The sequence below is a fragment of the Blastococcus carthaginiensis genome, from assembly GCF_030731085.1.
Lineage (GTDB): Bacteria > Actinomycetota > Actinomycetes > Mycobacteriales > Geodermatophilaceae > Blastococcus > Blastococcus carthaginiensis.
In genome coordinates this window covers 1-24,576 of sequence record NZ_JASNFN010000005.1, presented here as the reverse complement: position 1 = coordinate 24,576, position 24,576 = coordinate 1, and the positions used below count along the sequence as shown (strand labels likewise).

Here is a 24,576-nt window from a genome sequence, read left to right as displayed (position 1 = left end):
GGCCTGCCGTGGGCAGGAAAATCGCGCGCCCTCACCGGTCGTTCCAGGAGGGGACGCGCGGCGGGTCGCGAGGGCGCGGCGGCACACGCCTCCGGTGTAGGACACTGGGCCGGGGCCGGCACGGCACGGCCCCGTCGACGGCCTGCCCGAGCCGGGTGGTCGCGGCCCGGCACGACCAGGGAGCCACGTGTCCAGCGCTGCCAGCACACCGACCGAGAGCGTGCCCGCCCACCCGCAGGCGCCCGTGCCCCCCTCGGTCGACGCCGCCCGGCTGGAACGGGTGCTCTTCGAGATCAAGCGCGTCATCGTCGGCCAGGACCGCCTGGTGGAGCGGATGCTCGTGGCGCTGCTCGCCCGGGGCCACGTGCTGCTCGAGGGCGTGCCCGGCGTCGCCAAGACCCTCGCCGTCGAGACGCTGGCGACCGTCGTGGGCGGCACGTTCTCCCGGCTGCAGTTCACCCCCGACCTGGTGCCGGCCGACATCATCGGCACGCGCATCTACAAGGCCGGCCAGGACGCGTTCGACACCGAGCTCGGCCCGGTCTTCGCCAACTTCCTGCTCACCGACGAGATCAACCGGGCCCCGGCCAAGGTGCAGTCGGCGCTGCTGGAGGTCATGGCCGAGCGGCAGGTCTCCATCGGCGGTGTCACCCACCCGCTGCCCGACCCGTTCCTCGTGCTCGCGACGCAGAACCCGATCGAGAACGAGGGCGTCTACCCGCTGCCCGAGGCCCAGCGTGACCGCTTCCTCATGAAGGTGCTGGTCGACTACCCCAGCGCCGAAGAGGAGCGCGAGATCATCTACCGGATGGGCTCGCAGCCCCCCGTGGCCGAGACGGTGCTCGGCCCCGACGAGCTGCGCCGGCTGCAGCGCACGGCCTCGCAGGTGTTCGTGCACCACGCCCTCGTCGACTACGTCGTCCGGCTCGTGGTGGCCACCCGGTCGCCGCGCGAGCACGGCATGGAGGACGTCGCCACGTGGGTGGCCTACGGCGCCAGCCCCCGGGCCTCGCTCGGGCTGATCGCCGCCAGCCGCGCCCTGGCGCTGGTGCGCGGGCGCGACTACGTGCTCCCGCAGGACGTCCTCGACGTCACCGCCGACGTGCTGCGCCACCGGCTGGTGCTGTCCTACGACGCGCTGGCCGACGGCGTGCCGGCCGACCACATCGTCAAGCGCATCGTGCAGACCGTCCCGCTGCCGCAGGTCGCGCCCCGGCAGGGTGCCTCCGGCGGCGGCCCCGGCGTCCCGGGCGGGCCCTCGGTGCCGCACGGTCAGGGCGGCCCGTTCTTCGGTCCGCCGCAGGGTGGCCCGTGGGGGCAGAACGGCCCGCAGGCGCCGGGCGGCCCGCACTACGGCGCGGGTCCGCAGGGCCCCGGTCAGCCGGGCCACGGGGACAACGGGCAGCACGGCAGCTCCAACGGCGCCGCACCCGGGTCCCAGCGGACGTGATCGGCCGCCGTCGCCGGGCGGAGCCGCCGCCGGCCGCACCCGAGCACAAGGGGCTGCTGCTGCACCCGGCGACGCCTGGCTCGGGCACCGGCCCGGGTGGCGAGGACGGGTCCCCGCCCCGTTTCGCCGACGGGCCGGCCGACGTGCTGCTGCGCCGGCTCGAGCTCACCGTGCGACGCCGGCTGGACGGGCTGCTGCAGGGCGACCACCTCGGCCTCGTCCCCGGCTCGGGCAGCGAGGCGGGTGACTCGCGCACCTACCACCCGGGTGACGACGTGCGGCGCATGGACTGGCCGGTGACCGCCCGCACCCAGGTGGCGCACGTCCGCGAGACCATCGCCGACCGCGAGCTGGAGACCTGGGCGGTGGTCGACCTCTCGGCGAGCCTGGACTTCGGCACCGCCAACTGCCAGAAGCGCGACCTCGCCATCGCCGGGCTGGCGGCGGTCGGGCACCTCACCGTGCACGGCGGCAACCGGCTCGGCGCCGTCGTCACCACGGGGGAGCGGGTCGACCGGTACCCGGCGCTGGCCGGACGGCTCGCCGCCGAGCGGCTGCTCCGCTCGGTGGTGGCGACGCCGCGGGCGGGCACCGGCCGCCGGGGCGACCTCGCCGCGGCGCTGGAGACGCTGCGCCGCCCGCCGCGCCGCCGGGGGCTGGTCGTGGTGATCTCCGACTTCCTCGGCGACGACGACTGGGAGCGCCCGCTGCGCGGCCTGGGTGCCCGGCACGACCTGCTGGCCGTCGAGGTCGTCGACCCGCGCGAGCTCGAGCTGCCCGACGTCGGGCTGCTCACCGTCGTCGACCCCGAGACCGGCCAGACGCTCGAGGTGCCCACCGGCGACGCCGAGTTCCGCGCCCGGTACGCCGAGGGCGCCGCCGCCCAGCGGGCGCGCGTGGCCGCGGCGCTGCGCCGCGCCGGAGCCGGCCACCTGCACCTGCGGACCGACCGTGACTGGCTCATGGACGTCGTCCGCTTCGTCGCCGAACGCCGGCGTGCCGGCAGCGGAGGGGCCTCCCGATGACCTTCCAGTCCCCGTGGTGGCTGCTGGCCCTGCTGGTGGTCGCCCTGCTCGTCGCCGTGTACGTGGTGCTCCAGCTGCGGCGCAAGGCGTACGCCGCCCGCTTCACCAACGTGGCGCTGCTCGGCTCGCTGGTGCCCAAGCGGCCCGGCTGGAAGCGGCACCTCGCCTTCGGGCTCGTCGCGCTCGGGCTGGCGACGCTCGTGGTGTCGCTGGCCGTGCCGAGCACCGAGGTGCGGGTCCCGCGGGAGCGGGCGACCGTCGTGATGGCCGTCGACGTCTCGCTGTCGATGGAGGCCGAGGACGTCGAGCCCAGCCGCTTCCAGGCGATGCAGCGGGCGGCCACCGAGTTCGTCGACGTGCTGCCCGAGCGGATCAACCTCGGCCTGGTGACCTTCGCGGGCACGGCCACCACGGTGGTGCCGCCGACCACCGACCGGGCGCAGGTGGCGGTGGCGATCGAGAACCTGGACCTCGCGGAGGCGACGGCGATCGGCGAGGCGGTGTTCACCTCGCTGGCGGCGATCGAGAACTTCCAGGCCTCGCTGGAGAGCGCCGGGGAGGAGCCGCCGCCGGCGCGGATCGTGCTGCTCTCCGACGGCACCAACACCGTCGGCCGCGACGACACGCAGGCCATCGAGGCCGCGCGCGCCGCCGGGGTGCCGGTCTCCACGATCGCGTTCGGCACCGACTACGGCACCCTCGACATCGACGGGGAGCGGGTGCCGGTGCCGGTGGACCGGGCGGCGCTCGAGGAGATCGCCGACCAGACCGGCGGCAGCTACAGCGAGGCCGCCAGCGCCGCGGAGCTGGAGCAGGTGTACGCCGACCTGGGCAGCCAGATCGGCTACACCACCGAGCCGCAGGACATCAGCCCCTGGTTCGTGCGGGCCGGCGTCCTGGTCGTGCTGCTCGGCGCGGTCCTCAGCCTGTTCTGGACCAACCGCCTGGTGTGAATCGCGCGGTGCGGCAGCCCTCCTCGCCGTACACGGCGGGGAAGGCTGCCGGACGGCGCGGTCGAGCCGGCGTGGCGCGGAGCCGTCAGCGGCTGGGGTCGAGGACGAGCTTGCCGGTGGTGCGGCGGGCGAGCAGATCCTGGTGGGCGTCGGCGACGGCCGACAGCGGGTAGCGGCCGCCGACGACGGGCTTCAGCTCACCGGCGTCGACCATGGCCAGCAGGTCGGTCATGGCGGCGTCCATCATCTGTGGGCGAGCCATGCAGTGGGCCAGCCAGAAACCGATGATCGCGCGGCTCTTCTGCATGAGCATGCCGGGCGGGACCGACCGCGTCTCCTGCCGAGCCGCCATGCCGTAGGTGACCAGCCGGCCGAAGGGCGCAAGGGCCGCCAGCGACCCGTTGAACACGTTGCCGCCGGTCATCTCCAGCACGATGTCGACGGGCTTGCCGCCGTTGGCCTCGCGCAGCGCGCCGGTGAAGGCCTTCGGGTCGTCGTCGGCCAGCGCCGGGTCGACCGTGGCGTGCGCGCCGAGCTCCTCGGCGAGCTGCCGCTTCTCGGGGGAGGAGGCGGTGGCGACGACCCGGCCGGCGCCCCACTTGCGGGCCAGCTGCACGGCCAGCGAGCCCACGCCGCCGGCGCCGGCGATGACGACGACGGTCTCGCCCTCGGCCAGGTGCGCGCTGGTGCGCAGCAGGTGCCAGGCGGTCGAGCCCTGCAGGACGACGGCGAGGGCCTGCTCGTCGCTCACGCCGTCGGGCACCGGCCAGGTCAAGAAGTCGTGCGCCACGACCTTCTCGGCGTAGCCGCCGCCGTCGAGCAGGCCGACGACCCGCTGCCCGCCGCCGACCGGGGTGCCGACGAACTCCGCACCGGGGATGAGCGGCAGCTTCTGCTCGGCGAGGTAGCTGTTCTCGATCTGGTGGGTGTCGGCAAAGTTGACTCCTGCGGAGCTCACCTCGTAGAGCTGCTGACCCGGTCCCGGAGTGGGGTCAGGAAGGTCGACGACGTCCATGACTTCGGGGCCGCCGAAGCGGGTGATCTGAACAGCACGCATGCCGTGACCCTAGGTCTTGGGGTCGTGGCGCCCCTTGGGGCAGTGGCATTGCCGCTCCGCAGGCAGTCAGCCAGGGTTGAAAACCGTCGTACCCGTGGCAGAGGCTGCTCCCATGCGCGGGAGGCGACCAGGTTCGAACCCGGGCCCCGCCCTGCGCATGACTCTCGCCTTCGGTCCTAACGACGAGCGGGTCGATATCCGCAAGCCGGAGGCCTACGAACGTTGGCACAGCCGGGGTGGACTCCGCTGCGTTGGCTGTGGCGAGCCGGTTCATCCCTTCTTGCGAGGTGAACGGGTGTGGCTGCGCCACAACGCCGCTGCCGCTGAGCAGCGGCATGGGGCCACTGGTGCAGCAGGGCGCGAGAGTGAGGAGCACGTCGCTCTGACTTGGTGGATCCATGACTGGCTTGAGGCGCAAAGCCTCTCGCCCAAGTACGACCGGACCGTCGGTGAGCTGCGCCCGGATGTTCATGTGGAGATTCAAGGGCGGAAGCTCGCCTACGAGGTGCAGCTGTCGCCCATCCTCCTCGAGACGGCACGTCGTCGCACTGAGTCGCTGCAGCACCAGGGATATGAGGTCCTCTGGGTGACGCGAAACGTCAACTGGGTGGACCGGCTTCCGTCCGTGGGACTACGCGCGGAGACGGAGAAGCCCCATCACTACGCGACCACTGAAGTGCACGGCGTCTACTACTCCGTGATGGAGGGTTACCTGTCCTTAGACCGCAGGACCCGGAGATTGCAGCCAGGGTTGCGACGCCCTGCGCTGGCGACCTTCTTAAGAGACCACCTGGCGAAGACGGTGGACTGGGGCCCGGTGCAACAGGCTGCTGACGGCCTACAGAACGGCTGGGCATCGATGACCGACTGGAAGCAGCACACAGAATGGCAGGCTCGCCGAATAGCCGAGCTCGAGGCGAAGCTGGACGAGGGCGCCGGCGTGCGGTCTGACTTGCGGCGTCAGCTAGGGGCGCTCGACGCAACCGCGCGCGGCTGGCAGCGTGACCTCGTCGAAGCGCAGGCGGCGCTCGATCAGCGGACCAGTGAGCTGGATCAAGAGCGAGCACAAGTCGCTGAAGCGGACCAGCGCTTCCTCGCAGCAAGTCGAACGGCGTCAGAGTGGCGGCATAGGTACGAGGCCCTGCGAAAGGAACTCATGAGCACGGCCTTCCGACGTTGGAGGTTTAAGGCATCGCTGAAGTCACCCAAGTGACTCCGCAATCGGCCGCCGTGGAATCCCTGGGCGATCAGGTTCCTGAGCCCTCTCGAACGGACGAGCCGGTCGAGCGCATGCCCGGCCGGCTCGTTCTCCGCGTGGCGTTCGACTGAAGCGACTCCTTAGGGCGCGCCGAGGCCGTAGGTGAATGAGCCGCTGGACCAGTTCATGGTCGCGTTGTACTTGTACCCACTCATTGTTCCGTCGCCGTTGTCCACGTTGGCGACAAAGCACGCGAAAACGGTCGTCTGCTCCGTGAGGTCGTCCGTCGAACCGCCGCCAACCGGAGAGCAACTCACGTCGATTATCGGACCGTCGATGATGTCGTCAGCCGCATGGCCCTCGGCCATCGTCTTGACGCTCGCCTCGATCTCGGTGACCGACGCGCGCCTCGCGCTGCGCTCCCCCTCGTCCCTTCTTTCCTGAGCAGCCGCAGCAGCGGCGTCCTCGCGCTCTTGCTGCTCGCGTTCTTCGGCCGCGGCCTTCTCCTCAGCGGCTGCGGCTTCTGCTGCGGCCACCCTTGCGTCGTTGGCCGACTTCCAGGCGATACCGCCGCCGATGAGGCCTAGGAGCACCGCCACCGCTCCGGCGATCGCAAGCCACTTGCCGACCCGCCGCCTCTCTGGCGCCATACTGGCTTCCGAGGTCGCCATGCTGGTTCCGGCAGGGTCCGTGGGTGGAGGCAGTGCCAGCCACTGCTCACCGTCCCAGTACCGTTGCTCGCCGGTCGGGGTGGGATACCAGCCGGCGCCCGGAGCGATGCCAGGCATACGGTCGTTGCTCCCATAGCCGTTGGTGGCTTCGGAACTGCCGGTCTCCGGCGCGCCGTCAGGAGGCGTTGTGCTCATGCGAGCACATTCGCACAGGCATTGAAGATTGAGCAGCCTGCCACCCCGTAAGTGGGGCTGTAGGACTTGCCGAACAATGAAGCGTAGACGGTTGCTTTTACGGGAGCGACGCCGCGGCTGCCCGTCACAGCGTCTGCTGTGGGGAGGGGGCGGCTCTCATCGACCTGGGCCGGGCGTCCATCCTGCTTAGAGAGAAGCTGGCCCGACGTGGTGGGTGTCGGCGTAGTTCACGCCGGCGGTGGAGACGTCGTAGAGCTGCTGGCCGGGACCGGCCTCCGGCTCCAGGATGTCGACGACGTTCAGGACCTCGGGGCCACCGAACTCGGTGATCTGCACGGCTCGCATGAGCAGGAGGCTAGGCCGTCCGGAGCTTCGGTTCCCCGCGAGGTAGGCGGCGTCCGCGGCAGCCCTCCACCGCTGGAGGCGGCTCGTCGAGACGTGCGCGTTCACGTCAGAGCCCCGGAAGGGCCAGGACCCGCTGCAGAACGCACCCTCGTCCATCGGGCGATCGAGGCACGCTGAAGCACCGCTACAGACCTTCCCGCTGGAACGTCTCTCATCGCCCAGGCGTCAGCGCAGCGCGTCGTAGAGGGCGTGGACGTAGGCCTCGCTGCGGTCGGAGCCGATGATGCCCGGCGCCATCCGGTTCATCATGTAGCTCAGCGTCAGCCGCCGGTCGAGGTCCATGAGGATCAGCGAGCCACCCCAGCCACCCCAGAAGCAGACCCGGCCTTCGGGCAGGTAGGGGATCGCCCCGGACGGGGTGAGCCCGTAGCCGGTGCCGAACCGCAGCGGCACGCCGAGGACGACGTCCGTGCCGTTAGCCTGCTCCTCGAAGACGAGTTCGATCGTCTCCGGCGAGAGGAACCGGACGCCGCCGGTCTCCCCGCCCAGCGACATCGCCCGCATGATGTCGAGGACCCCCCGGGCGTTGGAGTGCCCGTTGAGCGCGCCCATGTCCGCGCCCCGCCAACCCGCGGTGTTCGCCTGGCTCGCGTCGGGGATCGGCCCGGTCATGCAGCGCACCATCGGGGACAGCGGGTCCAGTGCCGCAAGGTCGAACGCCAACGGCGGCGGCGGGACGACGGGGGCGATCCGGTCCCAGTCCGACTCCTTCGCGCCCACCTGGAAGTCGGCGCCCGTCGGCCCGGCGATCTCATCGGCCACGAACTGCTTGAAGGTCTTCCCGGTGATCCGGCGGATCACCTCGCCGACGAGGTGCCCCTGGTCGTTGGCGTGATAGCCGGACACCGTCCCCGGCTCCCACCACGGCGCCTGGGCGGCCAGTCGTGACGTCGACAGCTCCCAGTCGTACATGTCAGCCACGGTGAAGGGCGGGTCCCAGCCGGCGACGCCGGAGGTGTGCCCCATCAGGTGCCGCACCTCGATGCTCTCCTTGCCGTTGGCCGCGAACTCCGGCCAGTACTTGGCCACCGGCGCGGAGACGTCGAGCTCGCCGCGGTCGACGAGCATCAGTGCCGCCAGCGAGAGCACGGTCTTGGTCGTCGACCAGACGTTGACGATGGTGTCCTGCATCCACGGCGTCGTCCGCGCCTCGTCCCGGTAGCCGCCCCACAGGTCGACGACGACCTCACCGTCCAGGTCGACCGCGACCGACGCACCCAGCTCGTCGTCGTCCAGCCGGCGTTCCAGCGCTTCCCGCAGCGCGCCGAACCGGTCGTCGCATCTGCCCTGCACCTCGGCCATCCGGGCCTCCCTCGACTCCGGCGCACGCTGGCCCGCGCCACTCGTGGTCACACAACCACGCTGGCCGGTCGTGTGACCAGAGCGACGAGGTCGCCGACGTGGTCGCGTTCCCGCTGGACCGTGGTCGAGGTCGCCGGCTTGACGACGTGCCCGCGTGAACGTCACCACTCCCTTGGAACAGATCACCTGGTCGGCGAGTGAGCGGCCGGCGGACGACGTCTCCTGGCGCCAGTAGGCACGGCGGGCACGCCGGTCCCCTGCCGATCTGTCGACCACCCGGCGGCGCACGGCCACGCTGTCGAGCCAGGCGCTGGCCGACGACGCCCGAGGCCGCTGGTGACGTCGTACCTGGACGCGTCGGCGGCGATGAAGCCGCTCGTCGAGAGGCGGAGTCCGCGGCGCTCATCACCTACCTGCAGTCGGAAGAGATCTCCGACGTGGTCGCGTCAGGGCTGCTCCACACCGAGCTGCACTGCGCGGCCAGCCGCCATCCCGACCATCTCGACCTGGCTGCGGTGGGCGTCGTCCTCGACACCCTCACGCTGATCGATCTGACGCGCGGCGATCTACGGACGGCCGCGGCGTTGCCCGGCCGGCTGCGCTCGAACGGCGCAGTGCACCTGCCTGTCGCCCTCCGGGTCGGGGTGGACGAGATCAGCCCCTACGACTCGGAGCTGGGCTCCGCCGCGAGCGCCTCGGGACTGGCCGTCGTCCGCCCTGCCTGATCCCCGCTGTCGACGGCGTCGCGTGAGGCCACGCCACCGCTCAGCTAGGCATCACCGCATGCGTGGGGGTCGGCCTGCTTGATGGTGGCAGTGAAGACGTCGGAAAGCCCATGCCCCCGACCGGCCTCCCGCTCGGCGATGTCGATGACGGAGAGCCTCGGGACCCGCCGAAGCGGTGAACTGCACGGCGCACATTGCCTGAGGGCAGGAGCTCTGCCCAGCGGATGAGATTGCGTCGTCGACGTACTGGACGGCGGAGGAGCGGCCGTTGCGGGCGCCTTCACCCCGAACAGGCCGTCACAACTACGGTGTTACACCGCCATGTCCAAGTGCTACACTCTACTCGTGCCAACTGCTCGCCCGCGCCACATGGTGACCGAGACGGACGAGCTGGCTGTTGCTCTGGACGCAGCGGCGGCGCGCGCTCCAGGCCTCAGTCGTTCGCAACTGCTCACCCGACTGGCCCTGGAAGGTCATCAGGCCGCCCAGCGGGCGCACGACGAGCGGCGGCAGCGGCGGCTCGCGGCCCTGCGTGCACACAGCGGTGGGCTGACCGGGGTCTACGGCTCCGACTACCTGCAGCGACTGCGCGAGGAGTGGCCCGCGTGATCGTGCTGGATGCCAGCGTTCTCATCGCATACCTGGACGCCGAAGACGTCCAGCACGAGGCGGCGAATTCGTTGCTCGCGCGCGAGATCGACGACGTGTTCGCCGCCAATCCACTGACGCTCGCGGAGGTGCTGGTCGCGCCTGCGCGGTCGGGTCGTCTCGACGCCGCCCTCTCCGCCCTGCGAGACCTCGAGGTCGACGAGCGACCGTTTCCCCCCGACACTTCCGTCCGACTTGCCCAGTTGCGTGCCGGCACGGGTCTGCGGATGCCGGACTGCTGCGTCCTGCTCGTCGCCCAGGATGCGGCTGCCCGCGTCGCTGCCTTCGACAGCCGCCTGGCGCGGGAAGCCGAAGCTCTCGGTCTCGTCACCCTGCGCTCGTAGCACCGAGCGGCTCGCATGGTGGTGACCGCGGTGGAGCAGGGGCGTTGAGGCGATCGACAGAGGCGGGAGGTGCGGCCACTCGCCCGGGGTGTTCTGGCGGCGACCGGTGACATCCCGAAAGATGTGTCGAGCCAGGACCTGGCTGACCACGCCGGAGGCCTCCGTCGGGTGCCGCCTCGCATGTGGATCACGCGGACGGCGCCAACGCGTTCCGGACCTCCTCGTCGGTGGTCGCTTCGAAGCTCTCGTATCCCTGCCCGACTGCTGAGAAGGAGTCCGGTGCCCAGAGGCAGAGCATGTCGTCGACCTCCGGTTCGAGGGTCCGGCACGCGGTGGGCGAGGCCACGGGGACGGCGAGGACGAGGCGGCCGGGGCCCTGCCGGCGGATCGCGGCGACGGCGGCCCGCATCGTGGACCCGGTGGCCAGCCCGTCATCGACGACGATCACCGGCCGACCGGCGAGCGGTGGTGCGGGGCGTCCCTGCCGGTACGCCGTCTCGCGGCGGCGCAGTTCTCGGATCTCCTGCTGCCGGACGCGCTCGAAGGCGTCGTCGTCGACCTGGAGCTGCTGCAGGACCCTCTCGGACACCACCGTCTCCACGTCGTCGTCCACGGCGGCGATGGCGCCCATGGCCAGCTCCGGCTGCCAGGGGACGCCGACCTTGCGGACGACGACGATGTCGAGGGTCGCGCCCAGCGCGGCGGCGACCTCGGCGGCGACCACGACGCCGCCCCGTGGGAGGCCGAGCACGACCGGGTCGGTGCCGGCGTGCTCGGTCAGCCGGGCGGCGAGCGCCCGACCTGCCCCGGTCCGGTCGGCGAACGGTCTGGTGGTCGAGGACATGGGTGCCCCTCTCGGGTCGTCGCGGATCGCTCAGGCGTTGTACCCCCTGCCGGCCCCCGGTACGGATCGCCGCCGTGGCCGGACCAGCGGGGACTGGTGACAGGCATCGGCGCTGCCGGACGGGGTACGCGGGCATCCAGGGGTCCGGGCGTGCGCCGCGTTCCGTGACAGCGCAGGGCGGAGGTGCGCACGGTGCGGTCCCCGGCAACGGCGAACACAGCGATCGAAGGGGCGGCCACGTGGGGGACGACAGGAAGCACGTGCGCGATCTGGCTTGTCCGTTGCGGACCGCCGACGACCTGGACCCGCTGCTGGACCGGATCGGCGACGCCCGGATCGTGCTGCTCGGGGAGGCATCGCACGGCACGCACGAGTACTACGCGTGGCGGGCGGCGCTCACCCGCCGGCTGATCACCGAGCGGGGGTTCTCCTTCGTCGGTGTGGAGGGGGACTGGCCCGACTGCTACCGGGTCAACTGCTCGGTGCGGCTGGCCTCGTCCGCCGCGGACCCCCGCGAGGTGCTCCGCGGGTACGAGCGGTGGCCGACGTGGATGTGGGCCAACGAGGAGGTCGCCGACTTCACGCGGTGGCTGCGCGAGCACAACGCGCAGCGTCCGCCACACGACCGGGTGGGCTTCTACGGCCTCGACGTCTACAGCCTCTGGGACTCCCTGCGAGCCATCCTGGGTTACCTGCGCGAGCACGAACCCGAGCACGTGGACACCGCGCTGCACGCGTTCCGGTGCTTCGAGCCCTACGCCGAGGACCCGCGGTCCTACGCCCGCGCGACGCGGTTGGTGCCCACCAGCTGCGAGGATGCGGTGGTCGACATGCTCCGCGACATCCTCGCCCGAGCAGCCACCGACGGGGGCGCCGACCGGGACGCAGCGTTCAACGCGGAGCAGAACGCTCGTGTCGCGGCCGGCGCCGAGGCCTACTACCGGGCGATGGTCCGCGGCGGGCCGGAGTCGTGGAACGTCCGCGACCACCACATGGTCGACACCCTGGACCACCTCCTGGACCACCACGGGCCGGGGACCAAGGCGGTCGTCTGGGAGCACAACACCCACGTCGGCGACGCCCGGTACACCGACATGGTGGACTCGGGCATGGTCAACGTCGGGGAGCTGGCCCGCGAGCGGTACGGCGAGGACGACGTCGTGATCGTCGGCTTCGGCAGCCACCACGGCAGCGTGATCGCGGCCGACAGCTGGGGAGCTCCGACGGAGCGGATGCCGTTGCCGCCCGCCCGCCGGGGCAGTACCGAGGCCCTGCTGCACGACGCGGTGAGCGAGGCCGGCGCCCTCTTCGTCTTCCCTGCGGACCAGCCCCGGTGGCTGGCCGAGGAACGCCCGCACCGCGCGGTCGGCGTCGTCTACCACCCGGGTGCGGAACGGTGGGGCAACTACGTGCCCACGGTCCTCGGCCGCCGGTACGACGCCTTCTGCTGGTTCGACGAGTCCCGGGCGCTGAGCCCGCTGCACGGGGCCCATCCCGCGGGCGGGGAGATGGAGACCTTCCCCGATGCCGGCTGACCGATCCACGCAGGCCGTGCAGGTGCCCGTCTCGGGCGCGCAGCTCGCAGGTGACCTCGTCGTCCCGGGCGGAGCTCGCGGGGTGGCGCTGTTCGCCCACGGGAGCGGCAGCAGCCGGCGCAGCCCGCGCAACCAGCAGGTCGCCGCCGGCCTCCAGGACGCCGGTTTCGGCACGTTGCTGATGGACCTGCTGACGGAGGCGGAGGAGCGGGTCGACGCAGCGACCCGGGAACTGCGCTTCGACATCGGGCTGCTGGCCGGGCGGCTCACCGACGCCGCGGACTGGCTGGGGACCTCGGAGGTCGCCGCCGGGCTGCCGCTGGCCACCTTCGGGGCCAGCACCGGTGCGGCGGCCGCGCTCATCACCGCCGCCGACCGGCCGGATCGGGTCCGCGCGGTCATCTCCCGCGGTGGCCGGCCCGACCTGGCCGGCGATGCGCTGCAGCGGGTCCGTGCGCCGGTGCTGCTCCTCGTCGGCGGTGCCGACCACCAGGTGCTGGAGCTCAACCGGGCGGCCGCCACCCGGCTCACCGGTGAGCACGAGCTCAGCGTGGTATCCGGTGCATCGCACCTGTTCCCCGAGCCGGGAGCCCTCGAGGCGGTCATCGGCCGGTCCGCCGACTGGTTGGCCCGGTGGCTGCCCCCGTCACCCGCGAGGTGACACGCGTGCGGCGGACGCCGTCCACCTGCCTCACCCACCGCAGGCGCGACAGCGACGGCCCCGCGCAGCCCAGCCGCGTCCCAGTGCGTCAGGAAACCTGACGGATCGAGACCTCGGCGACACACCGGTTGTGGGCCCTCGGGGTCACCGTCAGACTGCTGGCGGGCGTGGGTCCCACCTGTTCGGGCGCGTTCGCGACCGCGGTGTCCGACCAGAGGGGAAAACGTGGACGAGTCGGTCGAGCCCGTGCTGCTCGGGGACGAGGAGGCCGCGCGGCTCCGCGGTGAGCTGGCCATCGACGCCGCCGACATCGGGACGTTCGACTGGGACCTGGTCACCGGCCGGCTGGAGTGGGACGACCGGCTGATCGCGATGTTCGGCTACGACCCCGAGGACTTCGACCGAAGCATCGAGGGGTTCAACGCCCGGGTCCACCCCGATGACCTGGCCCGGGTCACGCAGGCCCTGCAGACGGCCATCGACACCTGCGGGGACGTCCGGGCCCTCTACCGCGTGCGCCTGCCCAGCGGCGACACCCGGTGGATCTCCGCGCGCGGCCGGACCCTGTGCGACCCCGACGGCAGGGCGTCCCGGCTGCTGGGGGCCGCGTACGACGTCACCAGCCAGCACGAGGCCGACGCCAGCGTGACCCGCGTGCTGGAGGCCATGCCAGCGGCGTTCTTCGCGCTGGACCGGCAGTGGCGCTTCACCTACGTGAACGCCCACGCCGAGCGGCTGCTGCAGCCGGTCAGCGGGAACCTGGTCGGCCAGAACATCTGGGAGGCCTTCCCGGCGGCGGTGGGCAGCCCCTTCGAAGTCGACTACCGGCACGCGATGGCGTCGGGTGAGACCGTCACCTTCGAGGCGTACTATCCGCCGCCGCTGGACTCCTGGTACGAGGTGCTGGCCTGGCCCAACCCCGACGGGCTGGCGGTGTACTTCCTCGATGTCACCGTCCGACGGGCCGAGCAGGAACGCGCCGCTCGGGCCTCGGCGCGGCTGGAGCTGCTGGCCTCGGTCACCGAGCAGGTGACCGGCACGCTGCACGCTGAGCAGGCCGTCGCCCGTCTCGCCCAGCTCGTGGTGCCGTCGCTGGCCGACTGGTGCGTCGTCACCCTCGTCGATGACGCCATGCCCTCGGGGTCCCGCGCGGGGATCCGGGACGTCGGCTGGTGGCACGCCGACGACACCCCCCGGCCGCTCGTCGAGGCCTACTGCCAGGTGCGCATCCCCGCGCTGCGGGACGACTCGTTCCTCCTGCGCACGTTGAGCACCGGCGAGCAGGTGATCGTGGACCGGGATGCGACGACCGCGGTCCGCGCCGTGCTGCACCAGGGTGAGGCGCAGCAGCTGATCGGCCGGCTCGCTCCGGAGTCCTTCGTCGTCCTGCCGTTGCGAGGGCGCGGGCGCACCGTCGGTCTGCTCTCCCTGTTCAACGGCCCCGCCCGGGGCCCGATCTCCGCCGAGGACCTGGCCACCGCCGGTGAGGTGGCCAGCCGCGCCGGGATGGCGCTGGACAACGCCCGCCTCTACCGGCAGCAACGACTGGTCGCCGGGGAGCTGCAGCGCAGCCTGCTCACCGCACCGCCGGAGCCCGACCACGCCGAGGTCGTGGTCCGGTACCTGCCCGCTGCGGAGGCCGCCGCGGTCGGCGGTGACTGGTACGACGCGTTCCTGCAGCACGACGGCGCGACCGTGCTGGTCATCGGTGACGTCGCCGGGCACGACATCGCCGCCGCGGCGGCGATGGGGCAGCTGCGCGGAGTGCTGCGGGGCATCGCGACCAGCAACCAGATCGGCCCGGCGGAGGTGCTCACCCGGCTCGACGAGTCGATCGAGCTGCTGGACATGGGCACCCTCGTCACCGCCGCCGTCGCTCGCATCGAGCAGGACATGGACCAGCGGCTGCGCGGGGTCACGCAGCTGCGCTGGTCGAATGCCGGCCATCCGCCCCCGCTGATCCTGCAGCCGGACGGCAGCGTGCTCGAACTCTCCGCGCAGCGAGCGGAGCTGATGCTCGGCATCGAGCCGGCCGCCAGGCGCACCGAGTCGGTCGTCACCGTCGATCGCGGCGCGACGGTGCTCCTGTACACCGATGGGCTGATCGAACGTCGCGACAGCGACCTGGACGCCGGTCTGGACCGGCTCAAGCGTGCGCTTACCGAGCTGGCCGACCTGCCGCTGCAGGAGCTGTGCGACCAGCTGCTGGAACGGCTCGTGCACGGGCGGCCCGACGACGACGTCGCCCTGGTCGCCGTCCGGTTGCACCGTCAGGACCGGCCGCGCCCCGCCGAAGCCGGCCCCAAGCAGCTGCCTGCTCCGATCGCCGACGAGCCGTCCGTTCCCTGATCCGGCGTTCGGGACCGACGGATCCGGAGGACGGGCGGCCGGGCGGTCGCCGGCCTTCGTCGCCCTTCACCGGCTGCCGCTCATCGCGAGCGCCCTCGGTCAGCGGTTCCGTCGTGGGCCGTGCGACCGGCCGACGCTGCCCATCGCGGGCACCGGGCCCGTCACACGGCGACGGCGGTGCCGCAGATGCCGCAGACCTCGAGCTCGCGGCGCTTCCAGCGGGCGACCGGCACGAAGAACAGCGAGAACTGCCGGTACTGCCGGATGCGCGACCAACGCGTGGTGTTGTGGCAGTTCGGGCAGGTGCGGGTCTCCCCGGGGCCGAGGTGCTTGCGCTTGGTGCCGAACCCGAAGAGCAGGAACATCACGCCAGCGTAGGGAGCGGGCCAGGCACGGGCCTCCTCGGCCGCGTCGGTGTTCGCCCGTGCTGTTCCTCACCGGCCTGCTTCCTCCGGTCGGTGGCCCGCCGTTCCGCGGGGTGAGCAGCTGCTCAGCGTCGCGAGCGCTCAGTCCGGCGCCGTCCCGGGGTCTGCACCGTCGACAGCCCACGGCGCCGCGAGGAGGGAGCTGTGATGGGGAGGATCGTCGTCAGCGAGAACGTCTCGATCGACGGGGTCGTGCAGGACCCGACGGGCGAGGAGGGCTTCGACCGCGGCGGGTGGTTCGGCCGGATCGGCGAGGCGGACCGCCGGGCCTGGGCGGAGGTCGAGCACCGGGAGGCGCGGGAGGCGGCCGCGCTGCTGCTCGGGCGCCGGAGCTACACGTGGTTCGCCGCCCGCTGGCCCGCGCGGACGGGGGAGTGGGCCGACCGGTTGAACGGGCTGCCCAAGTACGTCGTGTCCACCACCCTCACGGAGCCCGGGTGGGCCGGCACCACCGTGCTGACCGGCGACGTGGTGCAGGCCGCCGCCGGCCTCAGGTGCGCGGTGGCCGGCGACGTCGTCGTCCATGCCAGCCGGCTGCTCGTGCAGACGCTGCTGGCGCACGACCTCGTCGACGAGGTGCGGCTGACGGTCTTCCCCGTGGTGCTGGGGAGCGGCGAGCGCCTGTTCGGCCCCACCGCCGACCGGGTGCCCCTGCACCTGCTCGACGTCGAGACGGTGGGCGACTCCCTCGTCCGCCTCACCTACCGCAGGGAGCGGCCCGGCGGCGGGTGAGCCGGCCGGCGGTGCCGGACACCGTCACTCGCCGGGGTACGGCGGGGTGTCGTCGGCGACGACGGCGCCCCGGGTCCCCGCGGGCTGCTCCGGACCCACGGTGGAGTCGCGCACGGTCTGCCGCTCGGCCTCGGCGTTCACCGCGGCCCCGAAGAAGATCAGCAGGACTGTGGTCCACAGCCAGAACATGCTGATCGCCACGCCTGCGAGCGAGCCGTAGGTCGACTGGTAGCTGCCCAGGCTCTGCACGTAGGAGAAGAAGCCGAGGGTCACCGCCAGCCAGACGACCGTCGCGAGGACCGACCCGGGGGTGAGCCACCGCCACCGGGCGCGCGCCCGGTCCGGGCCGAAGCGGTAGAGGACGGCCAGGGCCACGGCCATGAGCGCGGCGAGCGCCAGCCACGAGAGGACCCGGGCGGCGAGCCGGAGCGGGCCGGACGACCCGGCGACCTCGGCCGCGGCGACCCCCGCGACGGTGAGCAGCGCGGCGAGGAGCACCGCACCCCCGAGGACGAACACCAGCGCGAGCCCCACCCGGTGCGGGAAGCTCCGCGACTCCGGCTGGTGGTAGGCGATGCCGAGCCCGTCGATGAGGTAGGTCATCGCGGTCGTCGCCGTCCACAGCGCCACGACGAGGCCGGTGAGCCCGCGGAAGGTGAGCACCTGGGCCGACGCCGCGGTGATCGTCGTGAGCTGGTCGGTCACGATCGCGTCGAGGTCGGTGGGGAGGACGTCCGCCAACCCGGACAGCTGCCGCCGCGCCGTCTCCGGCGTGTTCACGAAGCCGTAGATGGACAGCGCCGTCACCAGCACGGGGGCGACCGACAGGACGGCGAAGAACGCGACCCCGGCGCTCTGCACCATGAGGCGGTCGCTGAGCACCTGGCGCACGACCCGCCGGAGCACGCGGCGCCACCCGGCGGCGGGGATCAGGTGCGGGGAGTGCGCCTCGTGCCCGCGTCTCGCGCCGTCGCGGCTCCGCGCGCCACGGGAGGGGCGCTCGCCCCGGACGACAGCCATGGCACATCCCACCCCCGGTGGCGCGCGGCCGCAACGGTTCCGCCTCCCCGGCGGCCGCACGCCTTGCCCGCAGGGCGGGGAGGGCGGAGCCTCGGACCATGACGCAGGGCGGCACGACCTTCGGCACCGTCGTCCGGTGGGACGACGAGGACCCGGGCGCGGTCATCGAGGCCCCCGACCTCCCGGGCGGCTGCTGGGCCGACGCCGCCGCGGTGGAGCAGAGCACGACCGGCTCGGGGGGCCTGCGGGCCGGGCAGGTCGTCGAGGTGGAGTGGGCCCGGCCCGGCGCGCACGGCCTGCCGTTCCGCGCCCTCCGGGTCGTCCCGCGCAACGACCTGCAGGCGACCGTCGGGGGCTGAGCCGGGGAGGCGCGGCGACGGCCCGGGCCCCGGCGCCGCACGGGGTCTACTGTGGGGGCCGTACCGGCCGCGGGCCAGCATGCCCTCGCCTGGCGAGGAAGCCCGCTGGTGCGACCGGTGCTCCCGTCATCGTCTGGCGGGCTGACGGTCCCCCGGGGACCTCGGGGCGCGCGGCCCGAGACGTCGTTCTCCCGCGCAGCCACGGGGCGGGGCCGGATCGCGGAGCCCTTCCGCGGGGCGTTCAGCCCCGCGACCTCCGCCGTCCGGTCGAGGGGGCCGCGTGCGCGTCCTGCCCGGCAACCCTGCCGGGCAGTGCAGAGGAGGAGTCTGTGGCTCGACCAGGACGGCGCTCGACGGGCGCCCGGCGCGGCGCCCCGCGCGCCCAGCGGCGCGTCCGCGAGGGCGACGTCATCGCGGTGCTCGCCCGCGCCGTCCGCGACGTCGAGGCGGCGGTCAAGCGCGACCGCGTGACGCCGTCGGTGCGCGCCGAGTTCCAGGCCATCGCCCTGGTGCTGCGCGAGGAGCGCGCCCGGGTGCAGGCCGACCAGAGCACCGGTGAGGGCCGCCGCTCCGAGCAGCTGAAGCGGCTCGACGGGATCGCGACGATCCTGGCCACGACCGCGGTTCGGAACTCCGGCCTGCTGGCGCTGCTCTCCGACGACGCCGTCGCCACCGAGGCGGCCCGCTCGCACCGGCGGGAGCTGCTCGCCGCCGCCGGGATCGAGGCGCCCGAGGAGGAGGCTCCGCCGCCGGTGGAGGCCGCCGCCCCCGTGGCCGCCTCCGCCGAGCGCCAGGTGGTGCCGCAGTCGGTCGTCTCACGGCAGCTGGCCAACCCCTTCCTCGCCCCCGACTTCGACGCCGCGCGGCCCAGCGCCGTGCGGCCGCGCCGGCTGGCCGGCTGGGAGCTGCTGGAGCCGCTGTTCAACTCCTTCGAGCGGGCCGGCGGCGGCGCCCCGGCGTGCATGCCGCTGCCCTTCCCGAGCTCCCAGTTCACCCCGGCCGGGCTGGAGCTCATGCCGCACCAGGGGCAATTGGTCGCGGCGGCGGCCAGCGGTTCCCGCACCTTCCTGCTCGCCGACGAGCCGGGCCTCGGCAAGACGGCCCAGTCGCTGCTCGCGGCGGAGGCGGCGCAGGCCTTCCCGCTGCTCGTCGTCGTCCCCAACGTCGTGAAGACCAACTGGGCCCGCGAGGCCGCGCGCTGGGTGCCCCAGCGCCGGGCCACCGTGATCCAGGGGAACGGCGAGAGCGTCGACGGCTTCGCCGACATCGTCGTCGTCAACTACGAGGTGCTGGACCGGCACGTGGGCTGGCTGGGCGACTTCGGGTTCGGCGGGATGGTCGTCGACGAGGCGCACTTCATCAAGAACAAGAGCTCGCAGCGCTCGCAGCACGTGCTGGAGCTGTCCCAGCGCCTCCGGCTGCGCGCGGCGCGGCCGCTGCTCATGGCGCTCACCGGTACGCCGCTGATCAACGACATCGACGACTTCCGGGCGATCTGGCAGTTCCTCGGCTGGATCGACGAGGAGAAGCCGCTCGGCGAGCTGATGGAGTGCCTGGAGGGGACCGGCCTGACGCCGGCCGACCCCGGCTTCTACCCGGCAGCCCGCCAGTGCGTGATCGACCGGGGCATCGTCCGGCGCCGCAAGGTCGACGTCGCCGCCGACATCCCCGCCCGCCGCATCGCCGACCTCCCCGTCGAGCTCGACGACAAGGCCGGCCGCTCGGTCCGCGCGGCCGAGCGGGAGCTCGCCCGCCGCCTGGTCAAGCGCTACGAGAGCGCCCTCGCGGCCCGCGAGTCGGCCACCGTGGTGGAGGGCATCGACCACGCGCTGGTGCGCAAGGTCGCCGGCTGGGAGCTCAAGGACTCGACCTCGGGCACCGGCGGCGACAACGTCTTCACGATGATGCGGCGGATCGGGCAGGCGAAGGCCGGGCTCGCCGCCGACTACGCCGCGCAGCTGGCCCGCAGCGCCGGCAAGGTCGTCTTCTTCGCCAAGCACATCGACGTCATGGACGTGGCCGAGGAGACCTTCGAGGGCATGGGCCTGCGCTACTCCTCGATCCGCGGCGACCAGACGCCCGCGGTGCGCCAGCGCAACATCGACGCCTTCGTCAACGACCCGGAGGTCGCCGTCGCCGTCTGCTCGCTGACCTCGGCCGGCGTGGGCATCAACCTGCAGGTCGCCTCCAACCTGGTGCTCGCCGAGCTCTCCTGGACCGACGCCGAGCAGACCCAGGCGATCGACCGCAGCCACCGCATCGGGCAGACCGAGCCGGTCACCGCGTGGCGGATCATCGCCGCGCAGACCCTCGACGCCCGGATCGCCGAGCTGATCGACAGCAAGGCCGGCCTGGCGGCGCGTGCGCTCGACGGTTCCGACGAGGAGATGCAGGGGTCGGCCGACGTCCAGCTCGAGGCGCTCGTCGCACTGCTCACCGCCGCCCTGGAGGACCGATGACCGCCGAACCGCTCCTGACCGCCGCGACGCGGGTCGCCGAGCTGCTGCTGGAGGTGCAGACCCGCGTCAACGGGCGGATCGACGCCGAGCTCGCGGAGCTGCTGCCCGGCGTCCAGCAGCAGCTCGGCGTCTCGCCGGACGGCGCCGCCTGCCTCTCGGACCTGGTCAACACCCGGATCACCGGCTCCAGCGTCGTCGTCACCCCGGCCGCGGTCGCCGCCGCCGTCCCGGTGCCGGCCGGCTCGGCCGCCACCACGCGGACTGCGCGGCGGGCGGTGACCGGGATCCTCACCGGCGCCGACGAGCGCCTCACGGTCATCGCCGGACCGTGCTCGATCCACGAACCGGAGGCCGCGCTCGAGTACGCCGCCTTCGTCGCCCGCATGCGCGAGCGGCACGGCGCGGACCTCGAGATCCTCATGCGCACCTACACCGAGAAGCCGCGCACCGAGGTCGACTGGAAGGGCTTCGCCTACGATCCCTTCCTCGACGGGTCGAGCCGGATCAGCGTCGGCCTCGTCGCCACCCGGATGCTGATGTGCCGCATCACCGCGTCCGGCGTGCCGGTGGCCGCCGAGCCGCTGAACGCGCTGACGCCGCAGTACGTCAACGGGCTGGTCACCTACAACGGCGTCGGGGCGCGCAACGTCACCGACCAGACCGCCCGGGAGCGGGTGTCCGGCTTCTCGTCGGTGGTCGGGTTCAAGAACTCGCCCGAGGGCAGCGTGGACTCCGCCATCCAGGCGGTGATGGCGGCGCGGGCGCCGCACCAGTTCCTCGGGGTCGACGCCCACGGCGTCTCCGCGCAACTGTCGACGACGGGCAACGGCACCGGCCACGTCATCCTGCGCGGCGCCAAGGACGGCCCGAACTACTCCGCCGCCCACATCGCCGACGCCCGGCGCCGGCTGGCCGCCCGCGGGTTGCCGGAGGTGCTCGTCGTCGACGCCTCGCACGGCAACAGCCAGAAGAACCACCTGCGCCAGATCGACGTCGTGCGCGACCTCGCGGATCAGATCGCCGGCGGCGAGCAGGCCATCCGGGGCGTGATGGTGGAGAGCAACCTGGTCGCCGGCCGGCAGGACCTCGACCAGCAGCACCCGGGCGACCTCGAGTACGGCAAGAGCGTCACCGACGCCTGCGTCGACCTGCCGACGACCGAGCACTTGCTGGCCGAGCTCGCCGAGGCCGCCCGCGCCCGCCGCGGCTGACCCGGGGCGCTGCAGGCCTCGGACGGCGCGGCCAGTACGGTCGGCCGTCCGTCCGACCAGGCAGGAGGCCCGATGTCCGGGAAGCCGGAGATGCTGCTCGTGGTGAACCGGTCGGCGGGGACCGCCGAGGACGAGCGGGTGGAGGCGGCGGTGAGCGGCCTGCGTGCCGGCGCCGACGTCGCCGTCGCCGCGACCGCCGACGCCGGTGACCTCGACGACGCGCTGGGTGCCCACCCCGGCCGCCGGGTCGTCGTGCTCGGCGGGGACGGCTCGGTGCACGCGGTGGTCGCCGCCCTCGACCGGGCCGGGCGGCTCTCGCCCGACGAGCCGGTCGGCATCATCGCGTGCGGCACGGGCAACGACCTGGCCCGCACCCTCGGGCTGCCGCTGGACCCGGCCGACGGCGCCGCCGCCGTGCTGGCCGGGGTGCCGCGCCGGCTGGACCTGCTGCGCGACGACGCGGGCGCCGTGGTCGTCAACGCCGTCCACGCCGGGGTGGGGGCGGAGGCCGCCGCCGAGGCGCACCGGCTCAAGCAGCGGCTCGGCGCGGCGGCCTACCCGGTCGGCGCGGCGATCGCGGGGCTGGGGGACACCGGCTGGCCGCTGCGCGTGGAGGTCGACGGGCAGGTCGCCGTCCACGAGGGCGAGGGCTGGGCCGCCGACGGCGAGCAGCCCGTGCTCATGGTCGGGGTGTGCAACGGCGCGACGATCGGTGGCGGCACCGCGCTCGCGCCGGACGCGCGCCCCGACGACGGCCTCGCCGACGTGGTGGTGTGCGCGGCCACCGGGCCGGTCGCGCGCGCCGCGTACGCGGCGGCGCTCACCACGGGCCGACACGTCGACCGCCCCGACGTGCTGGTGCTGTGCGGTCGCGAGGTGCGGATCTCGGGCGGCCCGGTGCCCGTCGACGCCGACGGCGAGCTCGGCGAGGTGCAGGACGCCGGCGGCTGGCGGGTGGTGCACCACGCCTGGTCGGTGCTGGTGCCGCGGTAGCCGTCCGGAGACTCAGCCGCGGCTCTCCAGCCGGCGGCGGACGACGGCGGCCTGCTCCGGCGAGCCGATGAGCGCGCCGATCTCCGCCTGCTCGGCGGCCAGCCCCTCGGCGAGCGGCACCCGGCCGGCGAGGTCGACCAGCCGCTTGACCGCCCGGGTCGCGCTGCGGCTGTGCCCGGCGATCTCGGCGGCCAGCTCCAGCGCGGCGGCGACCGGGTCGGCGGCCTCGCGGGTGGCCAGCCCGAGCCGCACCGCCTCGGTGCCCGACACCTTGCGCCCGGTCAGCGCCAGCTCCTTGGCGACGTCGCGGCCGACGAGCTCGGGCAGCAGCTGGGTGCCGCACATGTCCGGCACGATGCCCCAGAGGATCTCCATCAGCGAGAGCTGCGCGTCGGGGGCGACCAGCCGGATGTCGGCGCCCAGCGCGATCTGCAGCCCGCCGCCGAACGCGACACCCTGCACCGCCGCGATCACCGGCGCGGGCACCAGCGACCAGACGTGCACGGCCTGCTGGGCCAGCGCGCCCGCCGCGCCCAGCGGCGCCGGGGCGGCCGCCTCGCGCTCGCGGGTCCGCTCCGGCCCGCGTTCGGCCATGTCCGCGAAGGAGCCGAAGTCCAGGCCGGCGCAGAAGGCCCGGCCGGCGCCGGTGAGCACCACCGCGCCGACGTCCTCCCGGGCCATCAGCTCCTTCCCGGTGGCCAGGATCGCCGAGAACATCGCCGGGTCCAGCGCGTTCATCTTCTCCGGCCGGTCCAGCCGCACGGTCGCCACGCCGTCGGTCACCGTGAGCGCCACCCGGCGCGGGACGTCGTCAGCCATGCCCGCTGTCTACGGGCGGCCCGGCCCGGCTGTCAACGCGCGGTGCGGCGCGCGGGCTACCGTCCGTGCATGCCCGCCGCCGCGCGCACCGCCGCCCGCCTGCTGCTCGGCGCGGTGATGGTCGGCGCGGGCGTGCTCCACCTGACCACCCAGCGGGAGGAATTCCGGGCCCAGGTGCCGGCCTGGTTCCCCGTGGACGAGGACCTCACGGTGCTGGGCTCGGGCGTCGTCGAGATCGCCCTCGGCGCGTCGTTCCTCGCGCTCCCGCGGAAGCGGCGGCTCGTCGGCGGGCTGCTCGCGGCGTTCTTCGTGGTGATCTTCCCGGGCAACGTCGCGCAGTACCTGGAGGGCACCGACGCCTTCGGCCTCGACACCGACCGCAAGCGCCTCGTCCGCCTGTTCTTCCAGCCGCTGCTCGTGCTCTGGGCGCTGTACGGCGGCGGCTGGCTGCGGCGCCGCCGGCCGGGAGATGTCAGTCGACGAGCAGGTGCATCCACGACTCGGTGAGCACCGCGTGGGTGGCGTCGCGGTCGACGTCCCACCCGTGGCGCATCCAGCGGACCGAGGCGAACTCCAGCTGGCCGAAGGCGAGCGTGCCGCGCACTCGGCGCGAGGTCGGATCGAAGCGGTCTGCCTTCTCCAGGCCCAGGTGGATGTCACCGATAGCGCTCTCGAACCAGACGTCGACGGCCTCCTGGATCTCGGCATCCTGGGCCGCCGCTTCGTGCGCCGCGATGACATAGGGCTTGATGGCCGGCCACTGGTCGATCTTCTTGCCCAGCCAGGCGTGGATCGTGTCCCGGTCCCCGGAGGCCACGACGGCGGAGAGCCGGGGGTCGTCGGCGGCGATCAACAGGTCGTCGACGGCGGTGATGAGCTGCTTCATCAGCACCGCCTTGGAGGCGAAGTGCTGGTAGAAGGTCTGCCGTGTCGTCCCGGCGGCGGCCGCGATGTCGTCGATCGTGGTGGCCGCGTAGCCCTTGGCCTGGAACAGCCCCAGCCCTTCCTTGAGCAGCAGCTCGCTCGTCAGGCGCTTCTGGGCTTGGCGGAGGTTCACGGGACAACCTTAGGCAGAGCGGAACGCCGTCGAGCCGGCCGTCGGGAGGCGTGCCGGCTCGACGGGTCCGACATCGGCATCTCTCAGCCGTTCGCGGCCCGCGGGGGCCCCCCCCCGCGCCCCGTGCGGCTGTGGCCGG

25 protein-coding genes are annotated in these 24,576 nt (G+C 73.2%); 16 read left to right on the top strand and 9 right to left on the bottom strand.

Annotated elements, in window-relative coordinates:
• Positions 1–187 precede the first annotated feature (187 nt).
• From QOZ88_RS07175 to QOZ88_RS07165, 3 genes are read left to right on the top strand one after another with little or no spacing between them, the layout of a single operon-like run.
• Entirely contained in the window at positions 188–1,450 is a 1,263-nt protein-coding gene (locus QOZ88_RS07175; RefSeq protein WP_305999108.1) for an AAA family ATPase, read from the top strand.
• Positions 1,447–2,475, top strand: a complete 1,029-nt coding sequence (locus QOZ88_RS07170; protein ID WP_305999107.1) for a DUF58 domain-containing protein — start codon at positions 1,447–1,449, stop codon at positions 2,473–2,475. The genes QOZ88_RS07175 and QOZ88_RS07170 overlap by 4 nt, the downstream gene beginning before the upstream one ends.
• On the top strand, positions 2,472–3,428 hold the full coding sequence (locus tag QOZ88_RS07165) for a VWA domain-containing protein (protein WP_305999106.1): 957 nt from the start codon (positions 2,472–2,474) through the stop codon (positions 3,426–3,428). The genes QOZ88_RS07170 and QOZ88_RS07165 overlap by 4 nt, the downstream gene beginning before the upstream one ends.
• Positions 3,429–3,513: 85 nt before the next feature.
• Here QOZ88_RS07165 and QOZ88_RS07160 read toward each other — a convergent pair whose 3' ends face one another.
• Positions 3,514–4,485 (bottom strand): quinone oxidoreductase family protein, encoded by a 972-nt coding sequence (locus QOZ88_RS07160; protein WP_305999105.1) that lies wholly within the window; start codon positions 4,483–4,485, stop codon positions 3,514–3,516.
• Between the two features lie 295 nt (positions 4,486–4,780).
• Here QOZ88_RS07160 and QOZ88_RS07155 point away from each other — a divergent pair, with 295 nt between their 5' ends.
• On the top strand, positions 4,781–5,698 hold the full coding sequence (locus tag QOZ88_RS07155) for a competence protein CoiA family protein (RefSeq protein ID WP_305999104.1): 918 nt from the start codon (positions 4,781–4,783) through the stop codon (positions 5,696–5,698).
• Between the two features lie 125 nt (positions 5,699–5,823).
• On the opposite strand, the gene QOZ88_RS07150 is transcribed toward QOZ88_RS07155, so the two are convergent.
• The 3 genes from QOZ88_RS07150 to QOZ88_RS07140 form a co-directional block, all read right to left on the bottom strand.
• Positions 5,824–6,549 (bottom strand): DUF2510 domain-containing protein, encoded by a 726-nt coding sequence (locus QOZ88_RS07150; RefSeq protein WP_305999103.1) that lies wholly within the window; start codon positions 6,547–6,549, stop codon positions 5,824–5,826.
• Between the two features lie 186 nt (positions 6,550–6,735).
• Positions 6,736–6,894, bottom strand: a complete 159-nt coding sequence (locus QOZ88_RS07145; protein WP_305999102.1) for a Zn-dependent oxidoreductase — start codon at positions 6,892–6,894, stop codon at positions 6,736–6,738.
• A 225-nt stretch (positions 6,895–7,119) separates the two neighbouring features.
• Positions 7,120–8,256 (bottom strand): serine hydrolase domain-containing protein, encoded by a 1,137-nt coding sequence (locus QOZ88_RS07140; protein WP_305999101.1) that lies wholly within the window; start codon positions 8,254–8,256, stop codon positions 7,120–7,122.
• Positions 8,257–8,693: 437 nt separating this feature from the next.
• Here QOZ88_RS07140 and QOZ88_RS07135 point away from each other — a divergent pair, with 437 nt between their 5' ends.
• The 3 genes from QOZ88_RS07135 to QOZ88_RS07125 all read left to right on the top strand — a co-directional run bounded on the left by QOZ88_RS07135 (position 8,694) and on the right by QOZ88_RS07125 (position 9,973).
• Complete coding sequence (locus QOZ88_RS07135; protein ID WP_305999100.1) at positions 8,694–8,981, top strand: PIN domain-containing protein; 288 nt, start codon at positions 8,694–8,696, stop codon at positions 8,979–8,981.
• Positions 8,982–9,326: 345 nt separating this feature from the next.
• Entirely contained in the window at positions 9,327–9,590 is a 264-nt protein-coding gene (locus QOZ88_RS07130; protein ID WP_305999099.1) for a hypothetical protein, read from the top strand.
• On the top strand, positions 9,587–9,973 hold the full coding sequence (locus QOZ88_RS07125) for a type II toxin-antitoxin system VapC family toxin (RefSeq protein WP_305999098.1): 387 nt from the start codon (positions 9,587–9,589) through the stop codon (positions 9,971–9,973). Before QOZ88_RS07130 ends, QOZ88_RS07125 begins: the two co-directional genes overlap by 4 nt.
• A 187-nt stretch (positions 9,974–10,160) precedes the next feature.
• Here QOZ88_RS07125 and QOZ88_RS07120 read toward each other — a convergent pair whose 3' ends face one another.
• Complete coding sequence (locus tag QOZ88_RS07120; protein WP_305999097.1) at positions 10,161–10,817, bottom strand: phosphoribosyltransferase; 657 nt, start codon at positions 10,815–10,817, stop codon at positions 10,161–10,163.
• 239 nt (positions 10,818–11,056) lie between these two features.
• Between QOZ88_RS07120 and QOZ88_RS07115 the strand changes: the two genes are divergently transcribed.
• The 3 genes from QOZ88_RS07115 to QOZ88_RS07105 all read left to right on the top strand — a co-directional run bounded on the left by QOZ88_RS07115 (position 11,057) and on the right by QOZ88_RS07105 (position 15,362).
• Positions 11,057–12,352: an erythromycin esterase family protein gene (locus tag QOZ88_RS07115; protein WP_305999096.1), complete on the top strand. Its 1,296-nt coding sequence runs from the start codon at positions 11,057–11,059 to the stop codon at positions 12,350–12,352.
• Positions 12,342–13,013 (top strand): dienelactone hydrolase family protein, encoded by a 672-nt coding sequence (locus tag QOZ88_RS07110; protein ID WP_305999095.1) that lies wholly within the window; start codon positions 12,342–12,344, stop codon positions 13,011–13,013. Before QOZ88_RS07115 ends, QOZ88_RS07110 begins: the two co-directional genes overlap by 11 nt.
• Before the next feature lie 225 nt (positions 13,014–13,238).
• Entirely contained in the window at positions 13,239–15,362 is a 2,124-nt protein-coding gene (locus QOZ88_RS07105) for a SpoIIE family protein phosphatase (protein ID WP_305999094.1), read from the top strand.
• A gap of 161 nt (positions 15,363–15,523) precedes the next feature.
• On the opposite strand, the gene QOZ88_RS07100 is transcribed toward QOZ88_RS07105, so the two are convergent.
• Positions 15,524–15,727, bottom strand: coding sequence for a zinc-ribbon domain-containing protein (locus QOZ88_RS07100; protein WP_091930486.1), 204 nt, complete (start codon positions 15,725–15,727; stop codon positions 15,524–15,526).
• A gap of 207 nt (positions 15,728–15,934) precedes the next feature.
• Here QOZ88_RS07100 and QOZ88_RS07095 point away from each other — a divergent pair, with 207 nt between their 5' ends.
• Positions 15,935–16,519 (top strand): dihydrofolate reductase family protein, encoded by a 585-nt coding sequence (locus QOZ88_RS07095; protein ID WP_305999093.1) that lies wholly within the window; start codon positions 15,935–15,937, stop codon positions 16,517–16,519.
• Between the two features lie 24 nt (positions 16,520–16,543).
• On the opposite strand, the gene QOZ88_RS07090 is transcribed toward QOZ88_RS07095, so the two are convergent.
• On the bottom strand, positions 16,544–17,539 hold the full coding sequence (locus tag QOZ88_RS07090) for a YihY/virulence factor BrkB family protein (RefSeq protein WP_305999092.1): 996 nt from the start codon (positions 17,537–17,539) through the stop codon (positions 16,544–16,546).
• A 98-nt stretch (positions 17,540–17,637) separates the two neighbouring features.
• Between QOZ88_RS07090 and QOZ88_RS07085 the strand changes: the two genes are divergently transcribed.
• The 4 genes from QOZ88_RS07085 to QOZ88_RS07070 all read left to right on the top strand — a co-directional run bounded on the left by QOZ88_RS07085 (position 17,638) and on the right by QOZ88_RS07070 (position 22,561).
• The gene (locus QOZ88_RS07085) at positions 17,638–17,898 is read left to right on the top strand and encodes a hypothetical protein (protein ID WP_305999091.1); all 261 of its coding nucleotides are present in this window, start codon (positions 17,638–17,640) and stop codon (positions 17,896–17,898) included.
• Positions 17,899–18,227: 329 nt separating this feature from the next.
• Positions 18,228–20,357 carry a DEAD/DEAH box helicase gene (locus QOZ88_RS07080; RefSeq protein ID WP_305999090.1) on the top strand — a complete coding sequence of 710 codons (2,130 nt, stop codon included), beginning with the start codon at positions 18,228–18,230 and terminating at the stop codon, positions 20,355–20,357.
• On the top strand, positions 20,354–21,568 hold the full coding sequence (locus QOZ88_RS07075) for a 3-deoxy-7-phosphoheptulonate synthase (RefSeq protein WP_305999089.1): 1,215 nt from the start codon (positions 20,354–20,356) through the stop codon (positions 21,566–21,568). Before QOZ88_RS07080 ends, QOZ88_RS07075 begins: the two co-directional genes overlap by 4 nt.
• A 72-nt stretch (positions 21,569–21,640) precedes the next feature.
• Positions 21,641–22,561 (top strand): diacylglycerol/lipid kinase family protein, encoded by a 921-nt coding sequence (locus tag QOZ88_RS07070; protein ID WP_305999088.1) that lies wholly within the window; start codon positions 21,641–21,643, stop codon positions 22,559–22,561.
• A 12-nt stretch (positions 22,562–22,573) separates the two neighbouring features.
• Here QOZ88_RS07070 and QOZ88_RS07065 read toward each other — a convergent pair whose 3' ends face one another.
• Complete coding sequence (locus QOZ88_RS07065) at positions 22,574–23,380, bottom strand: crotonase/enoyl-CoA hydratase family protein (RefSeq protein ID WP_305999087.1); 807 nt, start codon at positions 23,378–23,380, stop codon at positions 22,574–22,576.
• A gap of 69 nt (positions 23,381–23,449) precedes the next feature.
• On the opposite strand from QOZ88_RS07065, the gene QOZ88_RS07060 reads away from it, so the two are divergent.
• Entirely contained in the window at positions 23,450–23,887 is a 438-nt protein-coding gene (locus QOZ88_RS07060) for a DoxX family protein (RefSeq protein ID WP_305999086.1), read from the top strand.
• On the opposite strand, the gene QOZ88_RS07055 is transcribed toward QOZ88_RS07060, so the two are convergent.
• A complete protein-coding gene (locus QOZ88_RS07055) occupies positions 23,853–24,437 on the bottom strand; it encodes a TetR/AcrR family transcriptional regulator (RefSeq protein ID WP_305999085.1) in 585 nt (194 codons plus the stop codon). The two genes, QOZ88_RS07060 and QOZ88_RS07055, sit on opposite strands and share 35 nt — an antisense overlap.
• Positions 24,438–24,576 lie beyond the last annotated feature (139 nt).

Bases quoted from the DNA above. Each gene is read 5' to 3' on its own strand.
- QOZ88_RS07165 (WP_305999106.1), top strand. From the start codon at position 2,472: ATGACCTTCCAGTCCCCGTGGTGGCTGCTGGCCCTGCTGGTGGTCGCC.
- QOZ88_RS07070 (WP_305999088.1), top strand. From the start codon at position 21,641: ATGTCCGGGAAGCCGGAGATGCTGCTCGTGGTGAACCGGTCGGCGGGG.
- QOZ88_RS07145 (WP_305999102.1), bottom strand. From the start codon at position 6,894: ATGCGAGCCGTGCAGATCACCGAGTTCGGTGGCCCCGAGGTCCTGAAC.
- QOZ88_RS07150 (WP_305999103.1), bottom strand. From the start codon at position 6,549: ATGAGCACAACGCCTCCTGACGGCGCGCCGGAGACCGGCAGTTCCGAA.
- QOZ88_RS07110 (WP_305999095.1), top strand. From the start codon at position 12,342: ATGCCGGCTGACCGATCCACGCAGGCCGTGCAGGTGCCCGTCTCGGGC.
- QOZ88_RS07060 (WP_305999086.1), top strand. From the start codon at position 23,450: ATGCCCGCCGCCGCGCGCACCGCCGCCCGCCTGCTGCTCGGCGCGGTG.
- QOZ88_RS07100 (WP_091930486.1), bottom strand. From the start codon at position 15,727: ATGTTCCTGCTCTTCGGGTTCGGCACCAAGCGCAAGCACCTCGGCCCC.
- QOZ88_RS07140 (WP_305999101.1), bottom strand. From the start codon at position 8,256: ATGGCCGAGGTGCAGGGCAGATGCGACGACCGGTTCGGCGCGCTGCGG.
- QOZ88_RS07065 (WP_305999087.1), bottom strand. From the start codon at position 23,380: ATGGCTGACGACGTCCCGCGCCGGGTGGCGCTCACGGTGACCGACGGC.
- QOZ88_RS07075 (WP_305999089.1), top strand. From the start codon at position 20,354: ATGACCGCCGAACCGCTCCTGACCGCCGCGACGCGGGTCGCCGAGCTG.
- QOZ88_RS07095 (WP_305999093.1), top strand. From the start codon at position 15,935: ATGGGGAGGATCGTCGTCAGCGAGAACGTCTCGATCGACGGGGTCGTG.
- QOZ88_RS07090 (WP_305999092.1), bottom strand. From the start codon at position 17,539: ATGGCTGTCGTCCGGGGCGAGCGCCCCTCCCGTGGCGCGCGGAGCCGC.
- QOZ88_RS07160 (WP_305999105.1), bottom strand. From the start codon at position 4,485: ATGCGTGCTGTTCAGATCACCCGCTTCGGCGGCCCCGAAGTCATGGAC.
- QOZ88_RS07120 (WP_305999097.1), bottom strand. From the start codon at position 10,817: ATGTCCTCGACCACCAGACCGTTCGCCGACCGGACCGGGGCAGGTCGG.
- QOZ88_RS07085 (WP_305999091.1), top strand. From the start codon at position 17,638: ATGACGCAGGGCGGCACGACCTTCGGCACCGTCGTCCGGTGGGACGAC.